Below are 16,385 nucleotides of genomic sequence, written 5' to 3' on the forward strand. Positions count from 1 at the left end.
CTGGAAGATATTCTTTGATCGGCTTTTAAGCCTATTGGCACTATTATAACACACGCCTTGCGCCTCTGTACAGGCGTGCCTGGGAAAATCTGTTTTAAAAGCTTAGAACCTCTCTTTTAAAAATCAAACAGAGAAAGCTGATTACTCTGCGGCAGATTCCCAAAGAGCCCCAAATCCGCCATTAAGTCAATCACTGTTTTACTGACCTTCGTCCGCATCCTGAAATCATCCAACGAAAGATACGGGCCATCCTTTGACGCTTCTTCCACAGCTTCTGCCGCCTTCTCTCCCATACCTTCGATACTGGATAAAGAAGGCATCAGTTTTCCGTCCATAATCTGGAATTTAGTTGCCTTCGCTTTATAAATATCAATCGGAAGGAACTCAAACCCACGTGCGTACATTTCCTGTACAATCTTCATATCCTTTAATACATCTTGTTCCTTTTTACTCAGCGAATCACTTCTGCGTTTATAGTCCTTCATATAATAATCTAGTTTTTCCTTTCCCTGACACATAATCTCATAGGAAAAGGCGTCGGCACGGATTCCGAAATAAGCTCCATAATACGCCAGTGGATAGTTAATTTTACAATAGGCAATCCGGTATGCCATCATAACGTATGCAGCCGCATGTGCCTTCGGAAACATATAGCTGATCTTTTTACAAGACCAGATATACCAGTCCGGCACATTCTTTTCCTTCATTGCCGCCTCCCACTCCGGCTTTAATCCCTTTCCTTTACGCACGCTCTCCATGATAGTGAATGCAAGAGCACTTTCTACCCCCTGATTAATCAAGTAAATCATAATATCATCTCTTGTACAGATAGCTGTAGAAATCGTAGCCTTCCCAGATTTTACCAGTTCTTGCGCATTGCCGAGCCACACATTCGTGCCATGGGAAAGTCCGGAAATACGAATCAGATCAGAGAGTGTCTGCGGCTTCGTATCCTGTACCATCTGGATGACAAACTCTGTCCCGAATTCTGGAATCCCCAGACAGCCAAGCTTACAGCCGTCTATATCTTCTGGCTTAATTCCAAGCGCGCTTGTATTATGAAACAGGGAAATGACTTGTTCATCGTCCAGTGGTATCTTAGTAGCAATAAACGGATTTTCCTTGTTATACTCATTTTCCATCGCATCTGAAGTAATATAATCTTCCAAAGTACGGATCATGGTCGGATCATCATGTCCCAGAATATCTAATTTTAAGAGATTATGGTCAATCGAGTGATAGTCAAAATGGGTTGTGACTATGTCTGTTTCCATATCATTTGCCGGATGCTGTACCGGTGTAAATTCATTTATGTTATGTCCATGCGGCAATACAACAATTCCTCCCGGATGCTGACCTGTGCTGCGCCGGATTCCAGTACATCCCAATGTAATCCTGTCAATCTCACATCTGCGTTTTCTCTGTCCTTTTTCTTCGTAGTAATTCTTCACAAATCCATATGCCGTCTTATCTGCTAAGGTTCCAATCGTCCCCGCCTTAAAGGTATGACCGGTTCCAAAGAGAACCTCAGTATATTTGTGTGCTTTCGCCTGATAGTCTCCCGAGAAATTCAAATCAATGTCCGGTTCCTTGTCTCCTTTAAAACCAAGGAAAGTTTCAAATGGGATGTCAAATCCTGCCTTTACAAGCGGAGCGCCACATTTAGGGCAAGGCTTGTCCGGCATATCAAAGCCGCATCCGCCGGCATAGCTTCTCACCTCGTCAGACTCAAAGTCACTGTAGTGACATTCCTGGCAGTAGTAATGTGGGCTCAGCGGATTTACTTCTGTAATGCCTGCCATTGTCGCTACAAATGAGGAACCGACAGAGCCGCGTGATCCTACCAGATACCCGTCATCATTGGACTTCCACACTAGTTTCTGGGCAATGATATACATAACGGCATATCCGTTTGATATAATAGAGTTCAATTCCTTTTCCAGTCTCGAAGAAACCTGCACAGGCAGATCTTCCCCGTACATCTCATGCGCTTTTTTATAGCAGATGTCTCTTAATTCCTGATCTGAATTTTCAATAACCGGAGGACACTTATTCGGGTTGACAGGAGAAATCTTTTCTACCATCTCTGCAATTTTATTCGGATTTTCAATGACAATTTCACGCGCCTTTGCAGATCCAAGATAGGAAAACTCTTCCAGCATTTCTTCCGTCGTGCGAAGGTACAGCGGAGGCTGTACATCTGCATCATCAAATCCCTTTCCCGCCATGATAATCCTTCTGTACACTTCATCCCCAGGATCAAGAAAATGTACGTCACAGGTCGCTACCACCGGCTTTTTAAATCTTTCTCCCAATTCTACAATCTGGCGGTTTATCTCTATTAAATCTTCCTCAGAGGTAATATCCGGCAAACGAGTACTCTCAATCATAAACCGATTGTTTCCCAAAGGCTGTATCTCATAATAGTCATAAAAGTCCGCCAGTCTTGCGATAAATTCAGCGGATTTCTTATTTAAAAGCGCCTGGTAGAGCTCCCCCGCCTCGCAGGCACTTCCGATAATCAGGCCTTCTCTGTGCTTGTTTAAAAGACTTTTAGGAATACGCGGCCGTCTTGCATAATAGGTCAGATGAGATTCTGAAATCAACTGATAAAGGTTATATCTTCCAATGTCATTCTTTGCCAGAATAATAATATGATACGTCGGCAATTTTCGAATCGCATTGGGGTTCATATCCCCAAACTGGTTCATCTCCTTTAGAGTCGTGATATTTTCCTTTTTCAGCATCTCTACGAATTTTACAAAAATCTCCGCCGTCGCTTTCGCATCATCCACCGCCCGATGATGATTTTCCAGTGAAATATTGAGCGCCTTTGCCACCACATTCAGCTTATATTTAGACAGTGTCGGAAGCAGTACTCTTGCCAAAGCCACTGTGTCCACATAGGTAAAATGCGGTTCTATATCCTGGTACCGGCAGTTCTGCTCAATAAAGCCTACGTCAAAGCCGGCATTGTGCGCCACTAAAATACCGTCTCCTACAAATTTCAAAAACTCTGGCAGCAGCGTCTCGATATCTGGATAATCCATTACCATCTCGTCCGTAATACTGGTCAGCTTCGTAATCTCAAACGGAATCGGTCTCTTTGGATTGACAAAGGTACTAAAAGAATCTACAATCTCTCCGCCCACTACTTTCACAGCACCGATTTCTATAATCTTATCTTTAATTGAGCTAAATCCAGTTGTCTCTAAGTCAAATACAATATACGTATCATTCAGCGTCTGTTCTCCTGCCCCTACTGCAATCTCCGTCAAATCATCTACGACATACCCCTCTACGCCATAGATAATCTTGAAAGGATCGGATTTATCCAGTGTCTCTATATAATGGTTTGCATCGGGAAATGCCTGCGCCACTCCATGATCCGTAATGGCAATCGCAGGATGCCCCCAGTCATGGGCGCGTTTCACAATGTCTTTTACTTCGGAAACTCCATCCATATCGCTCATCTTTGTGTGGCAGTGAAGCTCTACTCTCTTCTGTGTACTTAAATCTTTTCTGGAAACAGTAAAATCTCCAATCTTTTTAATACCGGTTACAGAGCCGATCGTCAGTTCTCCGTCAAATTTGTCTATCGTGGTAACACCCTTAATTTTAATAAACGCTCCCTTTTTTATCTCTCCTAAAAGCTCTGGAAGCTGTTCATTTCGCGCAAACATTTTTACTGTAATCGTATCCGTAAAGTCTGTCACAGAAAACATAACGATCGTTTTCTCATTACGTATTTCACGGGTATCAAAGCTGATAATTTTTCCATGAATCGTAATTTCTCCCATCTCTGTGACTACCTGCTCTAGAGGAATTGGTTCGTCTTCAAAGCTTTTTCCATAGATAAGACTTGGATCGTCTCCCTGCTTTAACGGGCGGTAGAATTCTTTCTTCTTAAATTCTCTTTTTCCCGTATCTTTTTCTCTTCTTTTAAGGCTTATAGTTTCCTTTGGAGATGTATGTTTCTTTTCTACAGCTTTTGGTTCTTCTTCGCCTCTTTGCACTGCTCTTCGCCTGAATATCTCATTGATTTCCTGCTGAATCCTCTCTTCCTCTTGTTCCCGTCCACTTTTTTTAGATACCTCTTTATAGGAAACCCGAACCTCAGCCCCAATCTGAAAACGCTTATTTAGTATTTCTTCCAAATACTCTATGATTGCTTCCCTTCGTCCTTCCGACACAATGGTATCCAACAGTTCCAGACAGACTGTATTTTCTTTAAACTGTATTTCTGCCTGCGCATACATATTTGCCGCAAGGACACTGTCCACACTTAATTCTTCAATAATACTGTCTCTGTATTCTTTCAGAAGAGCCTCCGCAGAATACTGCCCTGAAAGTGCATACTGTTCTTCTATGCGGATCGCAACCGGAGAAGTCCCAAACAACTGCTCTTTAATCTTTTGCTCCATTCTCCATATGTCTTTTTTCTGTATCAGGTGCCGGCTGAAAATATGTACATGAAGAAAATCACGGTTTGTATTTGTCGTGATTTTCTTTACTTCAACATCCTGAAACAACAACTGCATATCATTTTCCGCCTTTAATGTCGGAAATACGTCAAAAAAGACCTTTTCACTGCTTACTCTTTCCAATTCAACAACTCCTGACGAAGTGCCGGAAGAAGCTCTTCTTCCTTCACTTTTTTGATAATCTCACCTTTTTTAATTAACAATCCCTCTCCGACTCCCCCCGCGATGCCAATATCTGCTTCTTTTGCCTCGCCAGGGCCGTTCACGGCACAGCCCATTACAGCAACTTTAATATCCAGAGGAATATCTGCCACCATATGCTCCACTTTATTCGCCAGCTCTATTAGATTGATCTTCGTCCTTCCGCAGGTAGGACAGGATACAACCTCAATTCCCCCTTTTTTTAAGCCCAGTGTCTTCAATATAAGCTTTGCCGTCTTAATTTCTTCCACTGGATCTCCTGTCAGAGACACACGGATCGTATTTCCTATCCCTGCATGAAGAATGATTCCAAGTCCGACAGACGATTTGATATTTCCCGAATAGACCGTCCCGGATTCTGTAATACCGACATGCAGAGGATATTTGCACTGTCTTGCAATTTGTTCATGGGCTTCTATACACATCAGCACATCTGAAGATTTTATACTCACGACAAGATTGTCATAATCCATCTCTTCAATCATATGTACCTTATCAAGCGCGCTCTCCACAATTCCTTCTGCTGTCACCCCGCCATTTTTCTCCAGAATATGTTTTTCCAGAGAACCACTGTTGACTCCTACACGGATTGGAATCTTCTTCTCTTTTGCCTTGTCTACCACCGCGCGTACTCTCTCCAAGCTGCCGATATTCCCCGGATTGATACGAATTTTATCTGCGCCGTTCTCAATCGCCGCGATCGCAAGCCTGTAATCAAAATGAATATCCGCCACAAGAGGAATATGAATCTGCTTTTTTATCTCCTTCAATGCTTCTGCGGCCTCCATCGTTGGAACCGCGCATCGGATAATCTCACATCCTGCCGCCTCCAGTTTTAGGATCTGATTCACTGTTGCCTGTACATCCTCTGTCTTTGTATTCGTCATGGACTGTATCGCTACGGGATGACTTCCTCCAATACAGACCTTTCCGATTCTGATTTCCTTTGTCTCATTTCTTAACATCTCTTGTCCTCCTAAAGGCACCTCTGCCTTTCTATAAGCCGCCGGATGGCTTTATTTCCTGCGCAGATATAGAAGATATGGGAGCGATGGCATCTGCCAACCCTCCCATATTCTCCAAACACTGGCATGTTCCAGCGTTATTGCTTTTCAAATACCAGTTGTTCCCCATATTCCCGATCTGTCAGTGTCAATTCTTCCTGTTCTATGCTGTAATCATATGAGGTATCCAGTGTACTGCGCAGCCGTTCTACTTCTTCACTGTCTGCGTCTGTCCCTTCACCGGTACTTTCATCCGTATAAAGGTTAAATACTTTTTCTTCTTTGTCAATCTTATATTTGACGTCTGTTTTCACAGGCCCGCCTTCTTCTTCCTGCCATTCAAACTCTGCTGTCCCATCTCCATTCACCGTCATGGTAAGCCCGTTGTCTGTACTGTGCCACGTTCCTTCCAGCGGATTTGCTGTAAACAGTTTTATGATAAAAAAGGCAGCGATAATAACAATCAGTACCGTAGATACAGACATTACAATCTTCCAGATGCTGTTTCTTTTCCCTTCATCGTTTTTGAAAATCATCCGTTACCGTCCCTTCTTTTCCTTATGTCTCATTATACGAATTTTCAATAGCGGTGTCAACGCCCCGCCTTTTCTAAAACTATCCTCATCTTAGACAGCGTACTATTCCCCGCCTAGTTTTGAAGCTGCAAACCAGCCTGCCGCAAAAGTAACAACTCCTATTCCTACTGTCAGAACTGATCCGCCAGACCAATCTGTTTTCAGAAGAATAGCGATTGGAGAAGCGATAATCAGACCTAAAATCGCATAATACGCATGAATCTCCGCTTTCTGGAAGATAAATTCAATGAGCTTTGCGATCAGGAAAATCCCGAGCACTACTCCAATTCCAAACGGAATCAGCACTGTGCAGGCTTCCAGAAGCTTTTCAAAGTTTAAAATAACAAGCGCATCTATGAACCGGTTAATTGTTTTTATGATCGTATCATAATATCCAAGCAGCATAAGCATCATAGAACCACTTACGCCCGGGACTACCATTGTCGCTGCAGCAATGATTCCTACCAGAAGAAGTTTTATCACATTGATCATTCCAAAAGTGACATCTGCGCTTTTTCCTCCTGTCTCGCCCAGCACAGCCATCAGAATTACAATCGCAAAAAAAATGATAAACGCAACTATCTTTCCGACAGAAATTACATGCCCCTGTACTTTCTTAAATATAAACGGAAGGCTGCCCGCTATCAGACCGCAGAATGCAAAGTTCGTAGGGATCGGATAGTCGCGAAGCAGAAACTCAAACAGTCGGGACAGAGCCACAATCGCAATACCCGCTCCCAGAAAAATGGGAATTAACAGTTTCATACTGTTTTTAAAGTCACTTTTTAAATGTGTAATAGAGTAAATCAGTTTATCATAAAGTCCCATCGCAACCATCATGGTTCCGCCGCTTACTCCGGGGATAATATTGGCAATTCCTACTACCATTCCTTGTAATATTTTTTTCAGCATTTTTTCTCCTTACTTTATATAATGTTTCAAAAAGTCAAATAATATCCTCATTTCTTCTTCGGTTCCAACTGTAATACGTAAATATTCCTTTATCCTTTCACTATTCCAATGTCTGACGTAAATATCTGCTTTTTTCAATGCCAGAAACAATTCTTCTGCGGAATAATCAGGATGCGTGGCAAAAATGAAATTCGCTTTCGCATCTGGAAATGCAAAACCTAGATTCGCAAGCTCTCCTTTCGCCTTTTCTCTCGTCTGTATTATTTTACGGATATTTTTTTCAAAATATGCCCTGTCACGCACTGCCTCTGCTCCGCAGATTAAGGAAAGCTGATTCAGTGTATAAGAGTTAAATGAATATTTCACATCATTTAAGTACCGGATCAATTCCTTGTTTCCTATCGCATAACCAATACGCATTCCTGCCATGCTCCTCGCCTTAGAAAAGGTCTGTACAACCAGCAGATTGTCATATCTTTCAATCAGCTCTAAAGCAGATTTTCCGGCAAAATCTACATATGCTTCATCCACAATCACCACACTTTCTCGATTGTGTTCGAGAATATCTTCTATGAATTCTAATTCTTCATAGACAGCCGTCGGTGCATTCGGATTCGGAAAGATGATGCCTCCATTTTCCTGATAATAGTCTGCACGATTCATTCGGAATTCTTTGTCTAATTTCGGACAGCGGTATGGTATCCGGTACAGTTCTGCCCATACTTTATAGAATGAATATGTAATATCTGGAAAGAGAATCGGCTTCTCTGAGTTAAAAAAGGTCAAAAAGCAAAGCGAAAGCACATCATCGGAGCCAACTCCTGGAAACACCTGCTCTTTTTCCACTTCGTAAAACCTGGCTAACTCTTCTGTCAGAAGTTCAGCCGCCGGATCCGGATACAGCCTCAACGCATCTGTATGAAATTCTTCCAGCACTTTGCGCACCCCTGGCGCAGGCGGATACGGATTTTCGTTCGTGTTTAGCTTAATTACCTTTCTCTGCGGCTGTTCTCCCGGCACATACGGCGTGACGTGACGGATATTTTTTAATACATTTGGATGGATTCCCATAACTGCAGTCCTTTTTCTATTTATACTCTGCCGCCAGCTCTTTAAACTTTGGCAGCGCATTTACAATTGTCTCATAAGCTACGCAGTACGCCAGACGCACATACCCCGCACACGCAAAAGAGCTTCCCGGCACAAGCAAAATATTGTACTTCTTCGCTGCCGCACAGAACTCTTTTTCATCTGGCACCGGCGATTTCACAAACAGATAAAACGCCCCTTCCGGCTTGATACATGCAAATCCCAATTCTTTCAGACCGTTATACAGTGTCTCTCTGTTTCTGTCATAGTAGGAAATATCTGTTTTTTCGTTCAAACATGCTTTTACCACCTTCTGCTGCAAGGTAGGTGCGTTGACAAATCCCAGAATACGGGTCGCTACATTTACCGCGCTGATCAGATTCGCACTGTCTGCCGCTTCATCTGGAATTACAAGGTAGCCTATCCGTTCACCTGGGAGAGACAACGATTTGCTATAGGAGTATCCTACGATTGTATTGGCATAGTACTTCGTCAAGTACGGCACTTCCACTCCGTCATATGCAAGTTCTCTGTATGGCTCGTCTGAAATCAGATAGATATCCGTACCGAACTCTTTTTGTTTCATTTCCATAATCTCCGCCAGCTTTCGAATCGTCGCCTCAGAATATACCACACCCGTCGGGTTATTCGGTGTATTTACAATGACCGCTCTTGTCTTTGCCGTAATCTTCTCTTTAAACTCATCTAATTTCGGCTGAAAATCTTCCGTATTTGGAGACACTTCCACAAGGACACCATCATAATTATTGATATAGCTTCTATATTCTCCAAAATATGGAGCAAATACCATCACCTCATCCCCCGGATTCAGAAGGGCTTTTAAGATTACATTCAACCCTCCTGCCGCGCCGACTGTCATTGTAATATTATTCGCCGAAAAGCTTGTACCAAACCGCTTATTCAACGACTGTGCCACTGCCTCTCTGACGTCCTCATATCCTGCATTACTGTTTGTATACCCATGCAGCACAACCGGATCCTCTTCATTCAACGCCTCTATAATCGCCTCCTTGACGGCTTTCGGCGCCGGAACGTTCGGATTGCCAAGGCTGAAATCAAAGACATTCTCCGCCCCGTAAATTCCTGCTAGCCGGTTTCCCTCCTCAAACATCGCACGGATTGCCGAGCTGTTTGCCACCATATTTTCCATTTTTTTTGAGATCATTTCCTTACACTCCTTTTTTCGTCACAATTCCCTTTTGTTCTAAAAATGCAGGACGATAGGATAGTTTTGCCTTTCTTAATCCTTCACTTCCTGCGTCGTCCTCCCGGTTCACATACTTATAGTCCATACATTCGTGCTGCACAAACTGCTGGTTTATCATCGGGTAAGCGCCGTCAATCTCTGCAAATGCCTTTTCTATATGGACAACGAATGTATCTTCACACAGACGCTCCCCGATTGTAAAGGCTGCAACTTCGCCGTTTACTCTTAATACACCCCCAACCTGATCCATTTCTCTGTACAGGCGCAGTGCATTGAGTGTCACGCACATCTCTGCATTCTTTTCCGGATCTTCCTCACATCCATTTGCATTTCTCCATTTTAAAGCCATCTGAAAGCATTCCTCCATGTTTTCATCACACAGCGGCTCGTAACTCCAGTCTGGATATGTTTTCTTAAATTTATTGATATGATTTCGCTTTCCATGCAACTTTTTGCCTGCAAGTGTGGCAAGCTTCTCTGTCTCATAGATATAATCTGCTATATCTCTTACATATGCAATCTCAAATTCATCTGGATACCATTCATTTAACTGTTCAAAGTGTTTCTCTGTCACATTGTAAAGCTTGAACGGTTCCTTTCTCGCTTCCATATATCTTCTCAAGAATTCGATCGCTCTTTTTACATTCTGCGGCTCTCCTGCCGGATAAGAAAACGCCGGTGTTTTTCCTCCGTCCCGGAATACAAGGGCATCTTCTATCACCGCAAAGGTCACTTTATAATGCCGCGACCACAAATATATATCCACAAAGGTTCTCTCACAGCTTCTGCTCGGCGCCTTGTCAAAATAGGAACGTATCAATGCCTGATCTTCAAGCTCCGGCCTTTTAAAATTGACTTCTTCCATAGTTCTCCTTCACTTCCTGATATTGTAAAACAATTACTCATATTTGGTTAGTATATCATATTATTCTCTAAAACGCAAAAACTTAAAAGTAGATTCAGACGTGTTTATGTCCGTCGAATGTCCTAAAAAAACAGCTTCATATTTCCTCTATTCCCTTCCAGAAGGATTTGTTTACTTCTGATTAGAATATTGCAAAACATGAAGCCATTTTTTTCTTTTTATACATTTAAGCCGGTGAAACCATCAGCGGCAGTGCTACTTTAGTTTTTCTATTCTTCATTCATATTTGCCAGCTTTGCCGCCTGGTCTGCTGCTATCAGACTGTCTATGATTTCATCTAAATCTCCGTTTAGAATAGTATCCAGTTTATGCAGCGTCAATTTGATTCTGTGATCCGTAACACGTCCCTGCGGGAAATTATACGTCCGGATTTTTTCTGAACGATCTCCTGTCCCAATCTGGCTTCTCCTTGCCTCTGCCTCGGACGCCTGTTGTTTCTCCAGTTCCAGATCATACAGCTTGGAACGTAGCAGCCTAAACGCTTTTTCTTTATTTTGCAACTGAGACTTCTCTGTCTGGCTGTAAATCACAATCCCTGTCGGGTAATGGGTCAATCGCACAGCAGAATCTGTGGTATTGACACACTGTCCTCCATTTCCAGATGCCCTCATAACATCAATCCGGATATCTTTTTCATCGATCACAATATCCACTTCTTCCGCCTCCGGCATAATCGCTACCGTCACTGTAGAAGTATGGATTCTGCCTCCACTCTCTGTTTCCGGCACACGCTGTACGCGGTGTACGCCGCTTTCATATTTCAGTCGGGAATACGCTCCCTGTCCGGTAATCATAAATACACATTCCTTAAAACCGCCGATTCCGTTCTCATTTAAAGAAATCAACTCCGTTCTCCATCTGCGGTCTTCTGCATAATGCACGTACATCCGGTAAATTTCAGCCGCAAACAATGCCGCCTCATCTCCGCCGGCGCCCGCCCGAATTTCCACGATTACGTTTTTCTCATCATTCGGATCTTTTGGAAGCAGCAAAATCTTCAATTCTTTTTCCAGTTCTTCCACCCGTACTTTAGATTCATTTAATTCTTCCTTGGCAAGCTCTCTCAATTCTTCATCTGCCTCTTCTTCCAGCAAACCTAAGCTGTCCTCAATGTTCTGCCTGCACTGTTTGTATTCTCTATATGCCTCTACAATCGGAGCGAGATCACTTTGTTCCTTCATCAGTCTGCGGAAACGTTCCGGATCGTCTGCCACACCCGGCTCCTGCAGCTCCCCCATGATTTCCTCATAGCGGATTAATAAATCCTCCAATTTGTCAAACATCTTTTTTCTATCCTTTCTACTTTACTCACTCTACCTATCATACACGCCCCAGACTACACGGTCAAGCCCTGCCAAATCCTTTTTTACAGTCACGTTACTGTAACCGTTCTTATGCATCATCACCTTGACCTCTGCGCCTTGATCGCATCCGATCTCTAAAAGCAGAATACCTCTCTTTTCCAGATATGTTCCAGATATTCTTATAATCTCTCTATAGAAATGCAGCCCGTCACATTTCCCGTCCAACGCCTGGATTGGATCATAATTTCTTACCTCCGGCTCCAGATTTTCAATTTCCGAAGTCCGAATATACGGCGGATTAGAAACAATCATCCCAAACTTTCCTTTTATATTTTCAAACAGATTTCCCTCGATAAATTCGGCGCACAGCATCAGGGCTTTTGCATTTTCTTTCGCCACTGCAAGCGCTTCTTTTGAAATATCGGCGCCAATGCCTTTTATTCTGCTCTTTTCTTTTGCCCAATGCAGAATACTCAACAAAATGCATCCCGATCCGGTACACATATCCAGAAGATGTATGCCGCCTCTCTTTTCCGGAACCTCCTCTTTTTGCAGAAATTCCAAAGCTGTCTCAACCAATGTTTCTGTATCCTGTCTCGGAATCAGGACATGTTCATTTACCTTGAACTTCAAACCCATAAATTCCTGTTCTCCTGTCAGATGCTGCAAAGGAACCCGTTTTTGTCTCTTCTCAATCAGGCACGCATATCTTAGCTTTTGTTCTCTCTCTATCTCCTGTTTTGGTTCTGCATAGTATCGTGTTCTATCGATTCCAGTCACATACTCCAAAAGATACCATGCATCCAATACATATTCCTGAATACCAGCCTGCTTTAGCCTGTTTTTCCCCCATTCATATGTATCCTGCATCGTTTCTGTTACTGGTTTCATAGATTCTCCCTCTGCCATGTTTTCCAGTCAAACACTGCTTCCACCGCACAGATGGCAACCTCAATCATACTGTCATCCGGTTCTTTCGTTGTCAAATTCTGCACCCACATCCCCGGTCTGCTTAAAAGATTGATTATCGCATTATCACTGTTTCCTGCGAGCCGGATAATTTCATAGGAAACTCCGGCTATCAGAGGAAACAACGCAATCCTTAAAAGTATTCTTACTAGCTGTGATTCCGCTGTGATAAAAAAACAGAACAAAATGCTGACAATCATTACAAAAAATAGAAAACTGGTTCCACAGCGTTTATGCTGCTTCGAACTTTTTCTTACATTTTCAACATTAAGCGCAAGCCCCTGTTCGATGCAATTGATGCATTTGTGCTCCGCCCCATGATACATAAACGTCCTCTGTATATCTTCCATGCGGGATACCAAAAGAATATATCCAAGAAAAATCAAAACTCTGATTACACCTTCGAGGATCACCATCACTGTCCGAGATTCCGTAAATTGTTTCAGAAAGCTACTTAGAAAATAAGGAAGAATCATAAAAACTGCTACGGCGAGAACAACCGAAATCCCGATTGTAACATTCATAAATACTCTATCTTTTCTCTCCTGCTTTCGCGCCTCTTCCTCTGTCATCTGCCGCGGTTCTTCTTCCTCATAAAAATTTGCAGAATAAGTAAGTGTCCGCATTCCAAGAACCAAAGAATCTATAAAATTAAAAATTCCTCTTATAAACGGAATCTTTGCCGGCGTTTTCCATGGAATACAGCTTTTGTAATTTTTCACATCCACTGCAATCTCTTTATCTGGTTTCCTTACTGCTACAGCGTACTTTTCACCATTTTTCATCATAATGCCTTCCAATACTGCCTGGCCGCCTATATTTGATGATTTCATACTGCCTCCTGTTTTGTACTCCGAGTTTTCCTTGCCGGACAAAGTCTGGTATCCCCTGGGGAATACGTTATGATTGCCCTTTCAAATATAATATAACAGGCTGAGATTTTACCTCAGCCTGTGTTTCCTCATTCTTATTTAATACCATATTTCTTGTTGAATTTATCAACACGGCCACGAGCCTGGCTTGCTTTCTGCTGTCCTGTATAAAACGGATGGCATTTGGAGCAGATTTCCACGTGAATATTTTCCTTTGTAGAACCTGTTACAAATGTATTTCCACAGTTACAAGTTACAGTCGCCTGATGGTATTCTGGATGGATTCCTTCGCGCATGCTTTTCACCTCTCTATTTTAAAATAATTATTATAATCTCTAAACAGCTATGTTATTGTAGCATAAGTTTCTTCCTTTGGCAAGCATTTTTCTTTCAAAACCAGCAAAACCATGAAAATGTGTTATATTAGAAATTTCTTTCGCTTTTTCTGCCATCATGCGTAAAAAAGCAATGCTGCGGCAAAAAGCAGCATCCAAACAGCCAGTCCGATCAAGCAAACCTTACGGTATAACAGATACGTTTCATTCTGTCTCCTCACCGTTCGCTTTTCTCTTTCTCTCTCTTCCTCTCCTTCTACTGTAATACCGTCTTCTTCCCTGCGTTTTCGATATATCTTCTCATTCTGTCTCATCCCCAGCATACACACCGGCACCAGAAATATACAGCAGATAAACCATTCACCAACTCCCGTTATGCAGATATTGTAAAATAGATGTCCGGCTTCCATTTCTGTCCCGTAGCGAATAAATGAACTGACATCTGCCGCCAGCATTGCTATCAGCAAAATCAGCATCATCCAGAATAAAATCCTTGCCAGTGCAGGCAGCACCGGCTGTTCATAGATCCTAATGATTGACTTTTCCTTTTTGTTGAGCATCCACATTACCTCGTTTCTGTATCGCACACCATATTGCTGTAATTCCCAATGCAATAAGTGCCCCTGCCAATGTTCCGACGAAACGGCTAAACGCATAATACATTCTTGCGTTTCCCTCTGCCAGTAAGACAACCAGACAGAATGTAATAGCACTGACCCTGTCTGTCACCTTCGGCATATGTATTATAGCACATATAAATAGATTTAAGATAATCCCAATACCACAAAGTATAAAAAATACAAATTCTATCTGTATAACGTAATCCAGAAGTACCACGAGGATTCCGGCAACTCCTCCACAGATAACACCTTTTAGACGAATCAGTCCTGATTTTAGCGTCATATCCGTAAATTCCTGCGTACACATCACAACCGCTGTACATGCAGCCAGTCGCTGTATTTGCGGCACTAAATAAGAAAGAAAGAGGCAGAATATAATTCCAATTCCAATTCGTATTTCCTGGTTTCCAATTTTCTGTTTCATCATACCTTAACTCCTATGTTGTATTCTCTCTAAACTGCAGTGTCTTCCTGCACACCAGCAGTGTGAATCCGCTTTATCCATTTTCCGTTCCGAAGCCTCATAACACACCACAATGTCTTTATCGGATTATCCATTTTCAGACATACATACACGAAAAATGGGGAAGCCTTCCCCACAATTCCTGTCACCAAGCCCAGTGGGATTGCCACCATCCAGAGGAAGAGATTATCCGCTACCATCAACGCTTTTGTATCTCCTCCACCCCGTAATGTCCCTTTTGTCAAAATATGATTTGCCGACTGAAAGACCACCGTCAAACTCATGGCATACATCAACTGTTGTGTTATTTCCGCTGTATCATCCGTCAGATGGTAAATCAGTATAACCGGCTTTTTGATGAGCAAAAGCACAACTGCGGACAAGACTCCCAGAACAATGCCAATTCCCAGAAATGCCCAGCCCTGCTGTTTTACCTCTTCACTTCTGCCCTGCCCCAGTGTATTCCCTGTTATAACTGCACTTCCCTGGGATACACCCTGAATGAAAATGTTACACAATCTGTCCACTACTGACGCGATAGCATTCGCTGCCACAAATGCAGCTCCTATTCTGCCGATTATCATCATCACTACATTATTTCCCAAAGCCAGAACGATATCGCTTATCAATACCGGGAAACCAATACGGATATACTCTGGGAAGAGATCGCCTGCTTTGTGGAAAAAATCCCGTACTGTATAGTTCAACCGCTTTTCCCCGCAGAATAGGTATCCGCAGATAACAACAAACTCAAACATACGTACCAGCAGAGTGCTAAGCGCCGCCCCAGCGATTCCCATTTTAGGAAACCCCAGTTTTCCAAACATCAGAACATAATTTCCTGCTATATTAAGCAGAAACGACAGAATCGATGTAAGCAATGAAAGTTTTACTTTTTTCATGCTGCGCAGAACAACCGTTGTCGTTAGCGACAAGCCGAAAAATATATAACTATATGTACAATACTCTAAATATTGTACTCCATACGCAATGATGTCTTCCTCTTTCGTGTACATCCACATGATCTGCTCCGGTATGAATCCCGTAGTCAGTGTAAAAAAAGCTGCCAGCAACAGGCAGCAGCGAAACATGACAGTAATCGTCTTCTTCATGGAAATCAATTCTTGCATTCCCCAGTACCGAGATGCCATCACCGAGATTCCCATACTCAACCCCATGCAAAAGCTCTGAAACATGTTCATATACTGTGTTGCAAGGGAAGCGGCAGACAACTGCCGTTCCCCCAACATTCCAATCATCAGAGTATCTGTAATATTAACTCCTATGGTGATAAGTCCCTGCAAAGCGACCGGAAGTGCAATGAGTGCAACTTCTCTGTAGAACCTTCTGTCCGGATAAATTAAAGTCTGAATTTTATATTTTCCCACTCCCTAACCTTCGCTT

General features: G+C 42.7%; 14 protein-coding genes. All 14 read right to left on the reverse strand.

The annotated features are described in order from the left end of the window. Positions 1-116: 116 nt before the first annotated feature. The 14 genes from H8S37_RS05365 to H8S37_RS05430 all read right to left on the reverse strand — a co-directional run bounded on the left by H8S37_RS05365 (position 117) and on the right by H8S37_RS05430 (position 16,369). A complete protein-coding gene (locus tag H8S37_RS05365; protein WP_408631367.1) occupies positions 117-4,541 on the reverse strand; it encodes a PolC-type DNA polymerase III in 4,425 nt (1,474 codons plus the stop codon). A gap of 53 nt (positions 4,542-4,594) precedes the next feature. Then, positions 4,595-5,650: a flavodoxin-dependent (E)-4-hydroxy-3-methylbut-2-enyl-diphosphate synthase gene (gene ispG / locus H8S37_RS05370; protein ID WP_186874977.1), complete on the reverse strand. Its 1,056-nt coding sequence runs from the start codon at positions 5,648-5,650 to the stop codon at positions 4,595-4,597. 137 nt (positions 5,651-5,787) lie between these two features. Next, positions 5,788-6,225, reverse strand: coding sequence for a hypothetical protein (locus tag H8S37_RS05375; protein WP_186874978.1), 438 nt, complete (start codon positions 6,223-6,225; stop codon positions 5,788-5,790). Positions 6,226-6,327: 102 nt separating this feature from the next. Then, positions 6,328-7,176 carry a DUF368 domain-containing protein gene (locus H8S37_RS05380; RefSeq protein ID WP_186874979.1) on the reverse strand — a complete coding sequence of 283 codons (849 nt, stop codon included), beginning with the start codon at positions 7,174-7,176 and terminating at the stop codon, positions 6,328-6,330. Between the two features lie 9 nt (positions 7,177-7,185). Beyond that, positions 7,186-8,247: a histidinol-phosphate transaminase gene (gene hisC / locus H8S37_RS05385; protein WP_186874980.1), complete on the reverse strand. Its 1,062-nt coding sequence runs from the start codon at positions 8,245-8,247 to the stop codon at positions 7,186-7,188. Between the two features lie 16 nt (positions 8,248-8,263). Continuing rightward, positions 8,264-9,451: a pyridoxal phosphate-dependent aminotransferase gene (locus H8S37_RS05390; RefSeq protein WP_186874981.1), complete on the reverse strand. Its 1,188-nt coding sequence runs from the start codon at positions 9,449-9,451 to the stop codon at positions 8,264-8,266. 4 nt (positions 9,452-9,455) lie between these two features. Then, complete coding sequence (locus H8S37_RS05395; RefSeq protein ID WP_186874982.1) at positions 9,456-10,358, reverse strand: DUF2156 domain-containing protein; 903 nt, start codon at positions 10,356-10,358, stop codon at positions 9,456-9,458. Positions 10,359-10,627: 269 nt separating this feature from the next. Continuing rightward, positions 10,628-11,701, reverse strand: a complete 1,074-nt coding sequence (gene prfA / locus H8S37_RS05400) for a peptide chain release factor 1 (protein WP_186874983.1) — start codon at positions 11,699-11,701, stop codon at positions 10,628-10,630. Between the two features lie 30 nt (positions 11,702-11,731). Beyond that, positions 11,732-12,613, reverse strand: a complete 882-nt coding sequence (prmC, locus tag H8S37_RS05405) for a peptide chain release factor N(5)-glutamine methyltransferase (RefSeq protein WP_186874984.1) — start codon at positions 12,611-12,613, stop codon at positions 11,732-11,734. Beyond that, complete coding sequence (locus H8S37_RS05410; RefSeq protein WP_186874985.1) at positions 12,610-13,524, reverse strand: DUF1385 domain-containing protein; 915 nt, start codon at positions 13,522-13,524, stop codon at positions 12,610-12,612. The genes prmC and H8S37_RS05410 overlap by 4 nt, the downstream gene beginning before the upstream one ends. A gap of 134 nt (positions 13,525-13,658) precedes the next feature. Further along, positions 13,659-13,859, reverse strand: a complete 201-nt coding sequence (rpmE, locus tag H8S37_RS05415) for a 50S ribosomal protein L31 (protein WP_059069942.1) — start codon at positions 13,857-13,859, stop codon at positions 13,659-13,661. A gap of 155 nt (positions 13,860-14,014) precedes the next feature. Continuing rightward, positions 14,015-14,458 carry a hypothetical protein gene (locus H8S37_RS05420; protein ID WP_186874986.1) on the reverse strand — a complete coding sequence of 148 codons (444 nt, stop codon included), beginning with the start codon at positions 14,456-14,458 and terminating at the stop codon, positions 14,015-14,017. Next, positions 14,427-14,945, reverse strand: coding sequence for an aromatic acid exporter family protein (locus H8S37_RS05425; protein ID WP_186874987.1), 519 nt, complete (start codon positions 14,943-14,945; stop codon positions 14,427-14,429). Before H8S37_RS05425 ends, H8S37_RS05420 begins: the two co-directional genes overlap by 32 nt. A gap of 26 nt (positions 14,946-14,971) precedes the next feature. Then, positions 14,972-16,369: an MATE family efflux transporter gene (locus H8S37_RS05430; RefSeq protein ID WP_330604858.1), complete on the reverse strand. Its 1,398-nt coding sequence runs from the start codon at positions 16,367-16,369 to the stop codon at positions 14,972-14,974. Between the last annotated feature and the right edge of the window lie 16 nt (positions 16,370-16,385).

This window comes from Mediterraneibacter hominis, from assembly GCF_014287475.1.
Taxonomy (GTDB): domain Bacteria; phylum Bacillota; class Clostridia; order Lachnospirales; family Lachnospiraceae; genus Mediterraneibacter; species Mediterraneibacter hominis.